Origin of the sequence: Spirillospora sp. NPDC048823, from assembly GCF_043198445.1 — a bacterium.
In the GTDB taxonomy this organism is placed as follows: Bacteria; Actinomycetota; Actinomycetes; order Streptosporangiales; family Streptosporangiaceae; genus Spirillospora.
Window position 1 is genome coordinate 150,778 of record NZ_JBICUT010000015.1, and the last position, 13,968, is coordinate 164,745.

At 71.7% G+C, this 13,968-nt stretch carries 14 protein-coding genes and 1 pseudogene; 9 read left to right on the top strand and 6 right to left on the bottom strand.

The window, feature by feature from the left end; all coding sequences use genetic code 11:
* Positions 1-244 precede the first annotated feature (244 nt).
* The 6 genes and pseudogenes from ACGFK0_RS29295 (at position 245) to argS (ending at position 5,918) form a co-directional block, all read left to right on the top strand.
* Positions 245-970 carry a DUF998 domain-containing protein gene (locus ACGFK0_RS29295; protein ID WP_392910538.1) on the top strand — a complete coding sequence of 242 codons (726 nt, stop codon included), beginning with the start codon at positions 245-247 and terminating at the stop codon, positions 968-970.
* A complete protein-coding gene (locus ACGFK0_RS29300) occupies positions 967-1,866 on the top strand; it encodes an alpha/beta fold hydrolase (RefSeq protein ID WP_392910540.1) in 900 nt (299 codons plus the stop codon). The genes ACGFK0_RS29295 and ACGFK0_RS29300 overlap by 4 nt, the downstream gene beginning before the upstream one ends.
* Positions 1,863-2,222 (top strand): hypothetical protein, encoded by a 360-nt coding sequence (locus ACGFK0_RS29305; RefSeq protein ID WP_392910542.1) that lies wholly within the window; start codon positions 1,863-1,865, stop codon positions 2,220-2,222. The genes ACGFK0_RS29300 and ACGFK0_RS29305 overlap by 4 nt, the downstream gene beginning before the upstream one ends.
* An 89-nt stretch (positions 2,223-2,311) precedes the next feature.
* Positions 2,312-2,737: a hypothetical protein gene (locus ACGFK0_RS29310; protein ID WP_392910544.1), complete on the top strand. Its 426-nt coding sequence runs from the start codon at positions 2,312-2,314 to the stop codon at positions 2,735-2,737.
* Between the two features lie 157 nt (positions 2,738-2,894).
* Positions 2,895-3,971, top strand: a pseudogene (gene plsX, locus ACGFK0_RS29315) (phosphate acyltransferase PlsX); the annotation flags it as partial.
* A 201-nt stretch (positions 3,972-4,172) separates the two neighbouring features.
* A complete protein-coding gene (argS, locus tag ACGFK0_RS29320) occupies positions 4,173-5,918 on the top strand; it encodes an arginine--tRNA ligase (RefSeq protein WP_392910546.1) in 1,746 nt (581 codons plus the stop codon).
* A 3-nt stretch (positions 5,919-5,921) separates the two neighbouring features.
* Here the strand turns inward: argS and ACGFK0_RS29325 are convergent, their stop codons facing one another.
* From ACGFK0_RS29325 to deoC, 6 genes are all read right to left on the bottom strand, one after another.
* Positions 5,922-6,833: an LLM class flavin-dependent oxidoreductase gene (locus ACGFK0_RS29325; RefSeq protein WP_392910548.1), complete on the bottom strand. Its 912-nt coding sequence runs from the start codon at positions 6,831-6,833 to the stop codon at positions 5,922-5,924.
* Positions 6,830-7,093: a DUF2630 family protein gene (locus tag ACGFK0_RS29330; protein ID WP_392910550.1), complete on the bottom strand. Its 264-nt coding sequence runs from the start codon at positions 7,091-7,093 to the stop codon at positions 6,830-6,832. The genes ACGFK0_RS29325 and ACGFK0_RS29330 overlap by 4 nt, the downstream gene beginning before the upstream one ends.
* Positions 7,083-8,057 (bottom strand): hypothetical protein, encoded by a 975-nt coding sequence (locus ACGFK0_RS29335; protein WP_392910552.1) that lies wholly within the window; start codon positions 8,055-8,057, stop codon positions 7,083-7,085. Before ACGFK0_RS29335 ends, ACGFK0_RS29330 begins: the two co-directional genes overlap by 11 nt.
* A gap of 82 nt (positions 8,058-8,139) precedes the next feature.
* Positions 8,140-9,009, bottom strand: coding sequence for an aldehyde dehydrogenase family protein (locus ACGFK0_RS29340; RefSeq protein ID WP_392910555.1), 870 nt, complete (start codon positions 9,007-9,009; stop codon positions 8,140-8,142).
* Positions 9,002-10,447: an aldehyde dehydrogenase family protein gene (locus tag ACGFK0_RS29345; protein WP_392910557.1), complete on the bottom strand. Its 1,446-nt coding sequence runs from the start codon at positions 10,445-10,447 to the stop codon at positions 9,002-9,004. The genes ACGFK0_RS29340 and ACGFK0_RS29345 overlap by 8 nt, the downstream gene beginning before the upstream one ends.
* Positions 10,448-10,450: 3 nt before the next feature.
* Positions 10,451-11,380 carry a deoxyribose-phosphate aldolase gene (gene deoC, locus ACGFK0_RS29350; RefSeq protein ID WP_392910559.1) on the bottom strand — a complete coding sequence of 310 codons (930 nt, stop codon included), beginning with the start codon at positions 11,378-11,380 and terminating at the stop codon, positions 10,451-10,453.
* A gap of 199 nt (positions 11,381-11,579) precedes the next feature.
* Here deoC and ACGFK0_RS29355 point away from each other — a divergent pair, with 199 nt between their 5' ends.
* Genes ACGFK0_RS29355 through ACGFK0_RS29365 form a run of 3 tightly spaced genes read left to right on the top strand, consistent with a single transcriptional unit; the run spans position 11,580 to position 13,911 of the window.
* Positions 11,580-11,984: a GntR family transcriptional regulator gene (locus ACGFK0_RS29355; protein ID WP_392910561.1), complete on the top strand. Its 405-nt coding sequence runs from the start codon at positions 11,580-11,582 to the stop codon at positions 11,982-11,984.
* Positions 11,981-12,862: an ABC transporter ATP-binding protein gene (locus ACGFK0_RS29360; protein ID WP_392910563.1), complete on the top strand. Its 882-nt coding sequence runs from the start codon at positions 11,981-11,983 to the stop codon at positions 12,860-12,862. The genes ACGFK0_RS29355 and ACGFK0_RS29360 overlap by 4 nt, the downstream gene beginning before the upstream one ends.
* Positions 12,859-13,911: an ABC transporter permease gene (locus ACGFK0_RS29365; RefSeq protein WP_392910565.1), complete on the top strand. Its 1,053-nt coding sequence runs from the start codon at positions 12,859-12,861 to the stop codon at positions 13,909-13,911. The genes ACGFK0_RS29360 and ACGFK0_RS29365 overlap by 4 nt, the downstream gene beginning before the upstream one ends.
* The last annotated feature ends 57 nt before the right edge of the window (positions 13,912-13,968 follow it).

Here is a 13,968-nt window from a genome sequence, read left to right on the forward strand (position 1 = left end):
AATCGCCTGGACATCATCGTTGACCTTACCGTCCCTTGTACAACGACTACGGCAAGTCAACTTTTCCGTCAGCGAACGGTGAAGACCGGCGAGCGGCACCGGCGGCAGGCGCCGGCGCGGCGCTGCCAGCGGTTTCGCGCCAGAACCGCGCCCCGGGTCACACCACACCCCGAGTTCGGAAATACTGGACGGGCGGCAGGGTCGGGCGGCGGAGGGGGGCACGGTGAACTCCGGGAGGCCTCCGGTGGACTCCGGCGAGCGTGACGAGCCGGGCATCGTGCCCGCCCCGGTGATCGTCCTGACCGTCGTCGCGGCGATCGCCTACGCGACGTTCCTGGTGGGGAGCGTGCTCAACCCCGACCTCGACTTCTTCAACGGCTACGTGAGCGAGCTGTCGGCCGCCGACCAGCCGTTCCACTACATCTACGGCGCCGGGGACCTCGTCACCGGCGTCCTGACGATCCTGGTGGCGCTCAGCACGCTCCGCAAACTCACGCGCAGGCCCCTCGCCACCGCCGGATGGACCTTCCTCGGCCTGTTCGGCTTGTTCGCCATCGGAGACGCGGCCTTCCCGCTGGACTGCGCACCCAGCATGGACACCTGGTGCGCACTGCGGGAGCGTTCGGGGCACGTGTCGCTCTCCCACGAACTCCACGCGGTCACCAGCAGCGCCGTGGTCATCTGCTGGCTGGCGGCGCTCCTGCTGCTGTCACTGGCCGCACGCCGGTACCGGTGGTGGCCGGCCCTGGCCCGCTGGGGCTGGCGGCTCGCACTGGTCCAGACGGTGCTGGCGGCGTGCACGCTGACGGCCATGTACATGGGGCAGTGGCTCGGGGTCGTCCAGCGCGTCCAGATCTGCGTCCTGTGCCTGGGGCTGCTGGTCATCGCCTGGGCCCTGCACGCCGACCGGCGGGACGCGGCGCACACCGCACGCGCCGTCACGGCGGCGGGAGAGGGGGCTCGCCTGTGAGCGAGATCGTGAACGTGGGCCGCGAACAGGTCCACGTGGTCGAGTCCGGGCCCGCGGACGGCGTTCCGCTGCTGCTGACCGCCGGGCTGGGCGGCGCCTGGTTCGACTGGGTCCCGACCACCGAGCTGCTGCGGGACGAGTACCGGGTGACCGTGTTCGACCGTCCGGGGCTCGGCCTCAGCCCGGCCGGGAACGCGCGGCCCACGCTCCGGCGCGACGTCGCGACCCTGGAGGCCCTGGCGGAGCGGGCCGGCCGGCCCGTGATCGTCCTCGCGCACTCGATGGCCGCGTTCCATGCCGAGGCGCTGGCCAGGCTCCGTCCCGGCCTGGTCAGGGGGATGGTGCTGGTCGATCCGAGCTACGAGCGCGACCCGCGCGCGGCCGTCCGCCTGGCGGCCGTGCTGACCCCCCTGGCCGCGGCGACCGGGGTGGTCCTCGGCGCGACACGCCTGGCCAAGGTCGCCGGGCCGTGCGGGCGCCGGCTGATCCTCAGGAAGACCAGCCGCCGCGACGAGGCCGTCCCGGACGACGTCGTGCGGTCCGTGTACGGGCGCGGGACCGTGATCGGAACGGTCATCGCGGAGGAACTGGCCTACCGGGAGATGGCCGCCGACCTGGCGCGGCTGCGCGAGCGCCGTCCGTTCCCGCCCGTCCCGCTGGTGGTCGTGACCGCGCTCGGCGACGTGGCGGACCCCGGCGAGAAGCACGAGTGGGCCGAGGGCCACGCGCGGCTCGCCGCGATGAGCCCGCACGGAAGCCGTGTCGAACTGCCGGACGCGCTGCACATGGTCCCGCTCGACCGGCCGGACGTGCTCGCCGACGCGGTCGCCGAACTGCGCCGGGCGGAGGCCAGGGTGAAAGACGCTGCGGGAGACGCAGTGGGAGACGCGCCGTGAATCGGCTCCTCGCAGCCGTACTGGCCGTGCCGCTCGCCCTGGCGGTGTCGGGCTGCGAGACGACGCAGCGGATCTCCGAAGGGGCGTACCGCAACGCCGTCACGGGCGGCACCGTGGACGAGTTGAAGGCCCAGGGCATCGAGCTGCGGGAACGTCCCGACTGCACGACACCCGAAACCGGAGCGCACTCCGTCGTGCGCGTGAACTGCACCGCCCACACCTGGACGGGCGAGCCGGTCATCGTGGCCGGTGTCGCCTACCGCGCGGACACCGGCCGTCCGCACGAGTCCTATGTCGTGACCGTCGGCGGACGTGAAGTGGTCCGCAAGGACTGCCTCGGCGCCGGCTGCCGCTGAGAACCCGGCAGGGCAACGAATCCGCATACGGAACGAAAAGATCGAACACAAAGCGCATACACCCTCCTACCGTCGGTGACACCGTCAGCGTGGAGATACGTAGCAAGATCCGGCAGATAGGCCGCAAGAAGGCCCTGATCCTGGGGTCCGCCGCGCTGCTCGTGCTCGCGGTGGCGGGCGGCGGCGCCTTTCTGCTGCTGTCCGGCCGCGAAGAGCTGACGTACAAGACCCAGTCCGCGCTGCGCAAGGCGCTGCCGGTGACGGCGGCGGCCGAGCTGCACGAGCGCGGCGTGACGCTGGCGTCGCCGCTGAAGTGCGAGGACCTGCCCGGCTGGACGAAGGAGAGCCTGCGCGTGTCCTGTACCGGCACGACGTCGGACAAGAAACCGGTCGAGGTCCTCGGCAGCGGTGAGCGGGAGACGGCCGAGAGCCACTACACGATCCTCGTGGACGGCCGCCCGGTCGTGGAGAACGCGTCCTGCCTGGGCGCCGACTGCCACGCCGAGGAAGGCTAGCCGTACCGCCCGGAGAGGCCGGTGGCGCCGCCGCCGTACGGGGTGACGATCGCCACTCCCGGCGGGTGCCGCCAAGGCGGGTGAAGGAACGTCCTACGATGCGATGAGCTGCGTTCTTGCGGCGCACCGCTTTTCCTTTCACCCTCCTGGAGCGGCCATGTCCGGCACTGGCGATCCGTCGCGCCCGGCGAGGCGTCACCGTCAGGCCGTCCGTCCGCTGCCGATCGCGGTCGACACGATGGGCGGCGACCATGCCCCGGGGGAGATCATCGCCGGGGCGGTGGACGCGGTCCGCGAGCACGACATCCGGCTCGTGCTGGTGGGGCAGGCCTCGCGGATCCGCCGCGAGCTGGACCGGTACGGCATCGTCGGCAAGATCCCGATCGTGCACGCCGACGAGGCCCTGGACATGGGCGAGGGGGCGCTGGCGAGCTGGCGCAAGCCCCGCTCGTCCATCGCGATCGCCTGCCATCTGATCAAGCAGGGCCGGGCGTCGGCGCTGGTGTCGGCGGGCAGCACCGCCGGGGTCGTCGCGACGTCGCGGCTGCGGCTGAAGGGCCAGCAGGGCGTGATGCGCCCCGCGATCGCGGTGGCGCTGCCGACACGGCCGCGTCCGACGATCCTGCTGGACGCGGGCGCCACCACCGACGTCAAGCCGGAGGGGCTCGTCCAGTTCGCCGCGCTCGGCACCGCGTACGCGCAGATCCTGCTGGGTCTCGACCGCCCGTCCGTCGGGCTCCTCAACATCGGCGCCGAGCCCGGGAAGGGCAACAAGCAGGTCAAGCGGGCGCACGAACTGCTCGCCGGCGGCAGCCACGGCATCGAGTTCGCGGGGAACGTCGAGGGCCACGACCTTCTGACCGGGCGGGTGGACGTCGTCGTCGCGGACGGGTTCACCGGCAACATCGCCCTCAAGACCATGGAGGGCACGATCCGGACGGCGTTCGCGGAGGTCCGCGACGCGATGACGTCCACCCCGGCCGGGCGGATGGGCGCGCTCCTGCAGCGCCGCCGCCTCCAGGACCTGCGCGACCGCCTCGACCCCGACACCTACGGCGGCGGTGTGCTGCTCGGGCTGAACGGGACGGTCGTCACCGCGCACGGCGCGTCCAACGCCCGCGCCATCACGTCGGCGTGCGAACTCGCGCACCGGCTCGCCGCCGGGCGGATCGTCGAGCGGATCCGCGAGCAGGTCGCGCTGACCCGCACGTCCCGGTTCGGCCGCTGGACGCACGGCGACCGCGACGGCGCCGACAAACCGGCCGACAAACCCGCCGACAAGTCCGCCGAGAACGCCTCGCGCGCCCTGGAGGCCCGCGCGTCCGGCAAGGGGCCCGCCGGGGACACCGTCCCCGATCGCAAAGAGCCGCCCACCACGCCGTAGCCCCCGGAAAACCGTGTCCGGGCGGGGGCGGCGCGCCGATAGCCTTGTGGCATGCCCGATCCGCAACTCGTACTCGCCGCCAGGGTCCAGGCCGCGCTCAGCGCCGCCTTCGGGCCGTCTCACGCGGACACCGACCCGGTCATCCGGCCGTCGCAGTTCGCCGACCTTCAGGCCAACGTGGCGCTGCCGCTGGCCAAGAAGCTGGGCCGCAAGCCGCGAGACGTGGCACAGGAGATCGTCGCGAACCTCGACACCGGCGACGTCGTGTCGGACGTGCAGGTCAGCGGGCCGGGCTTCATCAACCTCACGCTGAGCGACGGCTGGATCGCCGCCGAGGCGCAGCACGCCCTGGAGGACGAACGGCTCGCCGTCCCCGCCGCGGACAAGCCGCAGAAGATCGTCGTCGAGTACTCGTCGCCGAACGTGGCGAAGGAGATGCACGTCGGGCACCTGCGGACCACGATCGTCGGGGACGCGATCGCGCGGATCCTGGCGTTCCTCGGCCACGACGTCGTGCGCGACAACCACGTCGGCGACTGGGGCACCCCGTTCGGCATGCTGATCGAGCACCTGATCGACCTCGGCGAGGACGCCGCCGCCCGGGACGACTCATCCGTCAGCGACCTGACCGCGTTCTACCAGGCCGCGCGGGAGAAGTTCGACGGCGACGCCGAGTTCGCCGACCGGTCCCGCAGGCGGGTCGTGGCGCTCCAGGCGGGCGACGCCGAGACGCTGCGGCTCTGGCAGGTCCTCGTGGACGTGTCCAAGCGGTACTTCAACGCCGTCTACGGGCGGCTCGGCGTGACGCTCACCGACGACGACATCAAGGGCGAGAGCTACTACAACGACCTGCTCGCCCCGACCGCCCAGGAGCTTGAGGACAAGGGCATCGCGGTGATCAGCGAGGGGGCGCTGTGCGCGTTCCCGCCCGGGTTCACCGGCCGCGAGGGCGAGCCGCTGCCCGTGATCATCCGCAAGAGCGACGGCGGCTACAACTACTCCACCACCGACCTCGCGACGATCCGGTACCGCGTCGACACCGAGCACGTCGACCGGATGGTCTACGTGGTGGGCGCGCCGCAGTCGCTGCACTTCCAGATGGTGTTCGCCGTGTCGCGGATGGCGGGCTGGCTGAACGGCGACGTCGAGGCCGAGCACGCCCAGATCGGCAACGTCCTCGGTACCGACGGCAAGATCCTGCGGACCCGGGCCGGCGGCACCGTCAAGCTCTCCGAACTCCTCGGCGAGGCCGTCGAGCGCGCGGGCGCCGTGTTCGACGAGATCCAGCACGACGAGCCGTTCGACGACGCGACCCGCGCCGCGATCGTCCAGGACGTGGGCATCGGCGCGGTGAAGTACGCCGACCTGTCGGTCGCCCGCGACAGCGAGTACATCTTCGACTTCGACCGGATGATCTCGTTCCACGGCAAGACCGGCCCGTACCTGCAGTACGCGGCGGCGCGGATCCGGTCGATCTTCCGGAAGGGCGGGCTGGAGCCGCAGGACGCGACCGGCCCGATCGTCCTCGGCCACCCCGCCGAACGCGCGCTGGCGCTGGAGCTGCTCGGGTTCGGCGCCGTCCTGAAGCAGGCCGGCGACACCGCCGAGCCGCACCGGCTCGCGAGCTACGTCTACGCGGTCGCGGACGCCTACACGACGTTCTACGAGAACTGCCCGGTGCTGAAGGCCCCGGACGAGGCGGCGAAGGCGTCCCGCCTGGCCCTGTGCGCAGCGACCCTGCGGACCCTGACCACCGGCCTGGCCCTCCTCGGCGTCCCCACGCCCGACCGGATGTAGGAGTCAGGCCCGGCCTGCGGCGGCGACCCCGCCCCTTTCGCGGGTGACCTGTTCGCGGACGGCCGGGACGACCTCCAGGGCGAACACGGCGAGTTGATCGGGGTCGCCGCCGAACAGGAACGAGTCGATGCCGTGGCCGATGGCCAGTTCCGTCAGCTCGTAGATCCACTGGCGCGGCGGCCCGTGCAGGAAGCCCCGCGAGTCCCGCCCGTCGACCGAGCCCTCCAGGACGTAGACGCGGCGGATCTCGGCGGGGTCGCGGCCCGCCCGTGCGGCGGCGTCGTCGAGGCGGCGCTGGCCGTCCGCGAGACGGCTCGGCGGGACGAGTGACGACGGCGCGATCCAGCCGTCCGCGACACGTCCGGCGAGGTCGAGGCCGCGCGGGCCGGTGACGCCGAGCCAGATGCCGATCTGGTGCGCGGGCGCGGGGCCGCTCTGCACCGCCGTGAACCGGTAGTGCTCGCCCTCGAAACGCAGCCCGTTCTGGTCGCTCCAGTGCAGCCTGATGATCTGCACGGCCTCCTCAAGGGCCTTGCGGGCCGCGGCGGCGCCGAGCCGTCCCGCCCCGTACGCCTCGATGCCGTCCCAGGACGTTCCCGCGCCGAGGCCGAGTTCGACGCGGCCGCCGCTGAGCAGGTCCATCGTCGCGATCGACTTCGCGAGCGCGGCGGGCGGGCGCAGCGGCAGGCACGCCACCGCCGGCAGCACCCGGATCCGGGACGTGACGGCCAGCGCGGCCGCCATCAGCGCGGGCGCGTCCGCCGTGTCACGCCGGTACGGCTGGTCGCGGACGCCGAGGAGGTCGAGGCCGAACCGGTCCGCGTCCTGTGCGGTGCGGATCAGCGGGACGGACGCGTCCGGTGCGAGGGACACACCGAACCGCAGCGGCCCGCGCCGCGTCCGGGCCGGGTTCACTGCAGGTAGCCTTCGACCTCGTCCGGTGGCCGGACCCGCTCGCCGCCGGGGTCCTCGCCGGCCTCCAGCCGGGCGCGGCGGCGGCGCAGCAGGTCCCAGCACTGGTCGAGCGCGACCTCCAGCCCTTCCAGCCGCCGGTGCTCCTCCTCGCGCCCGAGGTCGCCGCGCTGGTAGCGCTCGCGGAGCCGCTGCTCTTCGCCGACGTACTCGTCGATGCGGGCGAGGATGTCCTTGTCGTCCATCGGCCCGTCAGCGGCCACGGTCGCCGGTTTCGGTGAGTCCGCTGAGGAACCCGCCGTCGGTCCGGGTCGAGTGCTGGAGCGAACCGGTCTTCGGTTCGACCATGGGCGACGCGGGCGCGGCGGCCGTCTTCGACTCATCCATCGCGCGGCGGGCGGACGTCTTCCGGGCCGCCGTGGACCCGGTCGTCTTCGGTTTGGGCGTCGACGAGATCCCGGACCCGCGCGACGTGCCGGACCTGGCGGCCGCGGTCGTCCGGGACGCCGCCGGCTTGCGGGCCGCGGCCGGCTTCTTCGCGGTCCCGGACGATGTCGACGCCGTGGACGACTTGCGCGCCGTGGTCGGCTTGGCGGAGCCCGCACGGGCCGACGTCGTCGACTTGGAACCGCTCCTCGCCGCCGACGTCTTCCGCGTCGTCCCGGACTTGGACGGCGTGCTCTTCTTCGCGGTGCTCTTCGTCCCGGTCCTCGCGGTGCTCGTCGTCCCGGTGCTCTTCGACGTGCTCTTCGTCCCCGTGCTCTTCGACGTGCTCTTCGTCCCCGTGCTCTTCGACGCGGTGCTCTTCGCCGCGGAGCTCTTGGTTCCCGTCGACCTGGCCGTCGTGGTGATGACCTTCGCGGCGGCGTCCATCGCCTTCGCGGCGTCGCTCATCGCCTTGGTCGCGCTGGTCATCGCCTTGGTCATCGCCGTCATGGCCTTCGCCGACGAGGACGCCTTGGTCGCCACCGACTTCATCTGCGTGGCGGCCGTCTTGGCCTGGCTCGCCGCCTTGGTGACGCGGGTCGCGGCCGTCGACGACGACGTCCGCGCGGACGACGCCGGCTTCTTCGCCGCCGCGGTCCTGGTTCCGGTCGAACGGCTTGCCGTGGTCTTGGACGACGACTTCGCGGCCGGCGTGCGCTTCGCCGCCGGCTTCCTGGCCGTCGTGGACTTGGACTTGTTCGCTGTCGCGTTCTTCGCGTTCTTCGCGGTCTTGGTAGGCACTGATCTCCCCCCAGTGATGATCAGTTACGGGGAGATCTATTCCACAGTTTGTGACCCTCTACACACGTACCGTCATTTCAGATCAGACGCCCACGGGATGCCAGACGGTCTTGGTCTCCAGGAACGCCGTCATCCGGGCGGTTCCGGGCTCGGCGGCCCAGTCGGCGCCGTCCGGGCGCAGGACGCGCTTGAGGTTCCCGGCGGCCTTGCCTTCGAGGTCCGGGACGTCCTCGGGCGCGGCGCCGGCGAGGTCGATGGCGTTGACGTCCATGTGGCTCGCCAGCCACGGCGCGATCTCCGTGCGGTGCCCGGTGAGGATGTTGACCACCCCGCCGGGCAGGTCGGACGTGGCGAGCACCTCGGCCAGCGTGATCGCCGGCAGCGGCGCCGGTTCCGACGCGACGACCACGGCGGTGTTGCCGGACACGATCGCGGGCGCCGCCACCGAGACCAGGCCGAGCAGCGGCGAGTCGGGCGCGACGACGGCGACGACACCGGTCGGTTCGGGCGTGGAGAAGTTGAAGAACGGCCCGGACACGGGATTGGCGGAACCGGCGACGGCGGCGAGCTTGTCGGCCCACCCCGCGTACCACACCCACCGGTCGACGGCCGCGTCCACCTCGGCGGCGGCCTGCGGTTTCGTCAGGCCCGTCCGGCGGAGCTCGTCCACGAACTGGTCGCGGCGCCCCTCCAGCATCTCGGCGACGCGGTAGAGGATCTGGGCGCGGTTGTAGGCGGTGCGGGACGACCAGCCGGGGAACGCCTTGCGCGCGGCTACGACGGCGTCGCGGGCGTCCTTGCGGGACGCCTGGGAGGCGTTGGCGGCGAAGCGGCCCTTGGCGTCGGTGACCACGTACGACCTGCCGGATTCGGATCGGGGGAACGCGCCGCCGATGAACAGCTTGTAGGTCTTGCGGACCGCGAGACGGCCGGTCCCTGCTTTTTCAGCCATTGAGGTACGCCTCCAGACCGTGGCGTCCGCCCTCGCGGCCGAACCCCGATACCTTGTAGCCGCCGAACGGCGACGCCGGGTCGAACTTGTTGAAGGTGTTGGCCCACACGACCCCGGCGCGCAGCCGCTGCGCCGTCCACAGGATCTGCGAGCCCTTCTCCGTCCAGATCCCGGCCGACAGCCCGTAGGGGGTGTTGTTGGCCTTGGTGACGGCCTCCTCCGGCGTCCGGAACGTCAGCACCGACAGGACCGGCCCGAAGATCTCCTCCCGCGCGATCCGGTGCGACTGGGCGACGCCCGTGAAGATCGTCGGCGCGAACCAGAAGCCCTGCGCGGGCAGGTCGCACGGCGGCGACCAGCGCGTCGCGCCCTCCTGCTCGCCCGCTGCGGAGATCTCCTTGATCTTCGCCAGCTGGGCGGCGGAGTTGATCGCGCCGACATCGGTGTTCTTGTCCAGCGGATCCCCGACCCGCAGCGTCGCCATCCGGGTCTTCAGGCGCTCCAGGACGTCCTCGGCGACCGACTCCTGGACGAGCAGCCGCGATCCCGCGCAGCACACGTGCCCCTGGTTGAAGAAGATCCCGTTCACGATGCCCTCGACGGCCTGGTCGAGTGCGGCGTCGTCGAACACGATGTTGGCGGCCTTGCCGCCGAGTTCGAGCGTCAGCTTCGTGTCCGTGCCGGCCACGGTGCGGGCGATCTGCCGTCCGACCTCGGTGGACCCGGTGAAGGCGATCTTGTCGATCCCCCGGTGCCGGACGAGGGCGCGGCCGGTCTCCCCCGCTCCGGTGATGATGTTGACGACGCCCGGCGGCAGCTCGGCCTGGCGGCAGATGTCGGCGAACAGCAGCGCGGTCAGCGGCGTGGTCTCGGCGGGCTTGAGCACGACGGTGTTGCCGCACGCCAGCGCCGGGGCGATCTTCCAGGCCAGCATGAGCAGCGGGAAGTTCCAGGGGATGACCTGCCCCGCGACGCCCAGCGGCCTGGGGTCGGCGCCGAACCCGGCGTGGCTCAGCTTGTCGGCCCACCCGGCGTAGTAGAAGAACCACGCCGCCACCAGCGGCACGTCCACGTCCCGCGACTCGCGGATCGGCTTGCCGTTGTCGATGGACTCCAGCACCGCCAGTTCCCGCGAGCGCTCCTGGATGATCCGGGCGATCCGGTACAGGTACTTGGCGCGTTCGCGGCCGGGCATCGGCCCCCACACCGTGTCGAACGCCGTCCGCGCGGCCGACACGGCACGGTCGACGTCCGCCTCGTCCGCGCACGCGATGTCGGCCAGCACGCTCTCGTCGGCCGGATTGATCGACTTGAACGGCTCGCCGTGACCGTCGGTGAACTCGCCGTTCACGAACAGCCCGTAGGAGGCGCGGATGTCGACGACCGCCCGCGACTCGGGCGCCGGCGCGTACTCGAAGACCGTGTTCTTGGATGCCATGGGTCAGTCCAACGTGAAGTAGTCGGGGCCGGAGTAGACGCCGGTGGCCATCTTGCGGCGCTGCATCAGCAGATCGTTCAGCACACTGGAGGCGCCCAGCCGGAACCACTCGGGCGTCAGCCAGTCCGGGCCTGCGGTCTCGTTGACCAGCACCAGGTACTTGATCGCGTCCTTGGTCGTCCGGATGCCGCCGGCCGGCTTGACGCCGACCTGCCGTCCGGTGGCCGCGCGGTAGTCGCGGACGGCCTCCAGCATCACCAGCGTCACCGGCGGCGTCGCCGCCGGCGACACCTTCCCCGTCGAGGTCTTGATGAAGTCGGCGCCGGCCCGCATCGCCAGCCAGGACGCCCGCCGGACGTTGTCGTAGGTGGCCAGCTCGCCCGTCTCCAGGATCACCTTCAGATGTGCGGAGCCGCACACGTCCTTGACCGCCGTGATCTCCTCGAAGACCTTGGCGTAGTCACCGGACAGGAACGCGCCCCGGTCGATCACCATGTCGATCTCGGCCGCGCCCGACGCCACCGCCGCCCGGGTGTCGGCGAGCTTCGCCTCCAGCGGCGCCCGCCCGGACGGGAACGACGTCGCCACGCTCGCGACCCCGACCCCCGTCCCCGCCAGGGACCGGACGGCGACGTCCACCAGATCCGAGTACACGCACACCGCGGCCACCCGCGGCACGGACGCGTCCGCCGGATCGGGGTGGGCGGCCTTGGCGCACAGCGCCCGCACCTTCCCCGGCGTGTCCGCGCCCTCCAGGGTGGTCAGATCCACCATCGAGATCGCGAGGTCGATCGCCTCGGCCTTCGCCGTCGTCTTGATGGATCTGGTGGCCAGCCGCGCGGCCCGCTCCTCGGCCCCCACCTGGTCCACGCCCGGCAGGCCGTGCAGGAAGGCGCGCAACTCGGCGGCGCTGTTCAGAGTCTCCGTTGACACGCCCTAAGCATCGCCGAACTACGCCCCGGGCACAAAACAGACAGTCAACGAAGCGGTGTCGTCGTCCAGCCGGGTGCCGACGAACGTCGCCGCGTAGTCGGGCGCCCCGCCGGGTTCCACGCGGACCGGCCGCCTCTTTTCGTCGTCTCCGTTGACAGCCGCTATAGCCACACATCTAAAGTACTAGCATCCTAGTTAAATGGAGGTGGCGGTGATCGAGTTCCATCTGGACGCCGGGTCGGGTGTGTCGCCGTACATGCAGCTCGTCCGGCAGGTGCGGCATGCGCTGCGGCTCGACCTGCTGCGGGTGGGCGATCAGCTGCCGACGGTCAAGGACGTGGTGGCACAGCTCGCGATCAACCCGAACACCGTGCTCAAGGCGTACCGGGAGCTTGAGCACGAGGGCCTCGTCGCACCGCGCCCCGGCGTCGGGACGTTCGTGACGCGCACGCTGGCGGGCGAATCGCTCGCCGCGCACGGCCCGCTGCGTCAAGACCTGAAGCGCTGGCTGGCCAAGGCGCGGCTGGCCGGGCTGGACGACGAGAGCATCGAGGCGCTGTTCATGACGACCTTTCGGTCCGCCAGTCAGGAGGACATAGCATGACCGCGGCCTTGCAGGCCCAGGGACTGGGCAAGAGATACGGGCAGCGGTGGGCGCTGTCCGACTGCACGCTCGACATTCCGGCGGGACGGGTCGTCGGGCTCGTCGGGCCGAACGGGGCGGGGAAGACGACCCTGCTGAACCTGGCGGTCGGCCAGCTCACACCGTCCTCAGGCAGCATCCAGGTGCTCGGCGGACGCCCGGCGAGCGGGCCGGAGCAACTCGCCAAGGTCGGGTACGTCGCGCAGGACACGCCCACCTACGCCGGGCTGAGCATCGCCGACCACCTCAAGCTCGGCGCGCGGCTCAACCCCCGGTGGGACGACGCACTCGCCCGCGACCGCATCGAGCGGCTCGGGCTCCACCCCGCGCAGCGGGCCGGGAAGCTGTCCGGCGGGCAGCGGGCCCAGCTGGCCCTCACCCTCGGCATCGCCAAGCGGCCCGCGCTGCTGATCCTGGACGAGCCGGTCGCCGCGCTCGATCCGCTGGCCCGCCGCGAGTTCCTGCAGGGCCTGCTGGAGGCCGCCGTCGAGCACTCGCTGAGCGTCGTCCTGTCGTCCCATCTGGTGTCGGACCTGGAACGGACCTGCGACTACCTCATCGTGCTCGTCGACTCGCGCGTCCGGGTGGCCGGGGGCGTCGACGACCTCCTCGCCGCCCACCACCGGCTGACCGGGCCGCGCCGCGACCCGGCGACGCTGCCGTCCGGCCAGGAGGTCGTGTCCGAGAGCCACACCGACCGGCAGAGCACCCTCATCGTCCGGACGGACGACCCGATCCACGACCCCGCGTGGACGGTCGGCCGGATCGGGCTGGAAGACCTCGTCCTGGCCTACATGGCACCGGCCCCGACCCGTCCCGCACTGGAGGCGATCCGATGATCTGGCTGACCTTCCGGCAGTTCCGCGTCCAGGGCGCGGTGGTGTTCGGCGGACTCGCGATCCTCGGCGCCGTCCTGGCGGTCACCGGGCCCGGTCTCTCCGACGACTACGACACCCGACTCGCGGCCTGCACCGCCCTCGGCGACTGCTCGAACTTCAACAGGCGGTTCTTCGTCGACCATGAGGTGTACTTCGGCGCGCTGGTCGCCATCGTGCTGTTCCTCCCGGCGCTCATCGGCATCTTCTGGGGTGCGCCGCTGATCACCCGTGAGCTTGAGAACGGAACGCACCGGCTGGTCTGGAACCAGAGCGTCTCCCGTACCCGGTGGCTGGCCGTCAAGCTCGGCCTCGTCGGCCTGGCCGCCGTGGCCGCCGCCGGGCTCGCCGTGTTCGCCGCGAGCTGGTGGTCCGGTCCTCTGGACAAGGCGCTGGCCGAGCGCACGCCGCGGATGGCGCCGCTGTTGTTCGACGCCCGGGGCATCACCCCGATCGGCTACGCGGCCTTCGCCTTCACGCTCGGGGTCACCGTCGGCGTCCTCGTGCGCCGGCTGCTGCCGACCATGGCGATCACGCTGGTCGTGTTCGTCGCCGTCCAGATCCTGATGCCGCTGTGGGTGCGCCCCCACCTCATCCCGCCGGTGAGCAAGACCGTCGCGATCGCGTCCGAGGGCCTTGAGCAGATGACGCTGAACGCGCCCCCGGACTCCCCTTCCGCGAAGATGCAGGTAGAGATGCAGGCGGAACCCGGGGCTTGGACGCTCTCGAACGAGACGATCGACGCGTCCGGCCGCACCGTCGACGCCATACCCGGTTCCGCGTTGGGCAGAGCGTGTGACCCGCCGGGCCCGGGGCCGGACGGCGAGCCGCCCCCGGGCCCGCCGCAGGCGTGCTTCGACAAGATCGCGCAGCTCGGCTACAAGCAGAAGGTGAGCTACCAGCCCGCCGACCGCTTCTGGCCGCTCCAGTGGGCCGAGACGGGAGTGTTCGCCGTCCTCACCCTCGGCCTGACGGGGCTCTGCTTCCACTGGACGCGCCGCCGCATCTCCTAGCCGCCGCGTCGGGGGTGCGGACCGCCCCGGCGGGAGGCGCTCACCTACGTCATCTCC

What these genes read in the sequence shown, in the direction of transcription:
- ACGFK0_RS29340 (WP_392910555.1), bottom strand. Translation starts at nt 9,009, where the DNA reads ATGGCTGAAAAAGCAGGGACCGGCCGTCTCGCGGTCCGCAAGACCTAC.
- ACGFK0_RS29345 (WP_392910557.1), bottom strand. Translation starts at nt 10,447, where the DNA reads ATGGCATCCAAGAACACGGTCTTCGAGTACGCGCCGGCGCCCGAGTCG.
- ACGFK0_RS29360 (WP_392910563.1), top strand. Translation starts at nt 11,981, where the DNA reads ATGACCGCGGCCTTGCAGGCCCAGGGACTGGGCAAGAGATACGGGCAG.
- ACGFK0_RS29365 (WP_392910565.1), top strand. Translation starts at nt 12,859, where the DNA reads ATGATCTGGCTGACCTTCCGGCAGTTCCGCGTCCAGGGCGCGGTGGTG.
- argS (WP_392910546.1), top strand. Translation starts at nt 4,173, where the DNA reads ATGCCCGATCCGCAACTCGTACTCGCCGCCAGGGTCCAGGCCGCGCTC.
- ACGFK0_RS29355 (WP_392910561.1), top strand. Translation starts at nt 11,580, where the DNA reads ATGGAGGTGGCGGTGATCGAGTTCCATCTGGACGCCGGGTCGGGTGTG.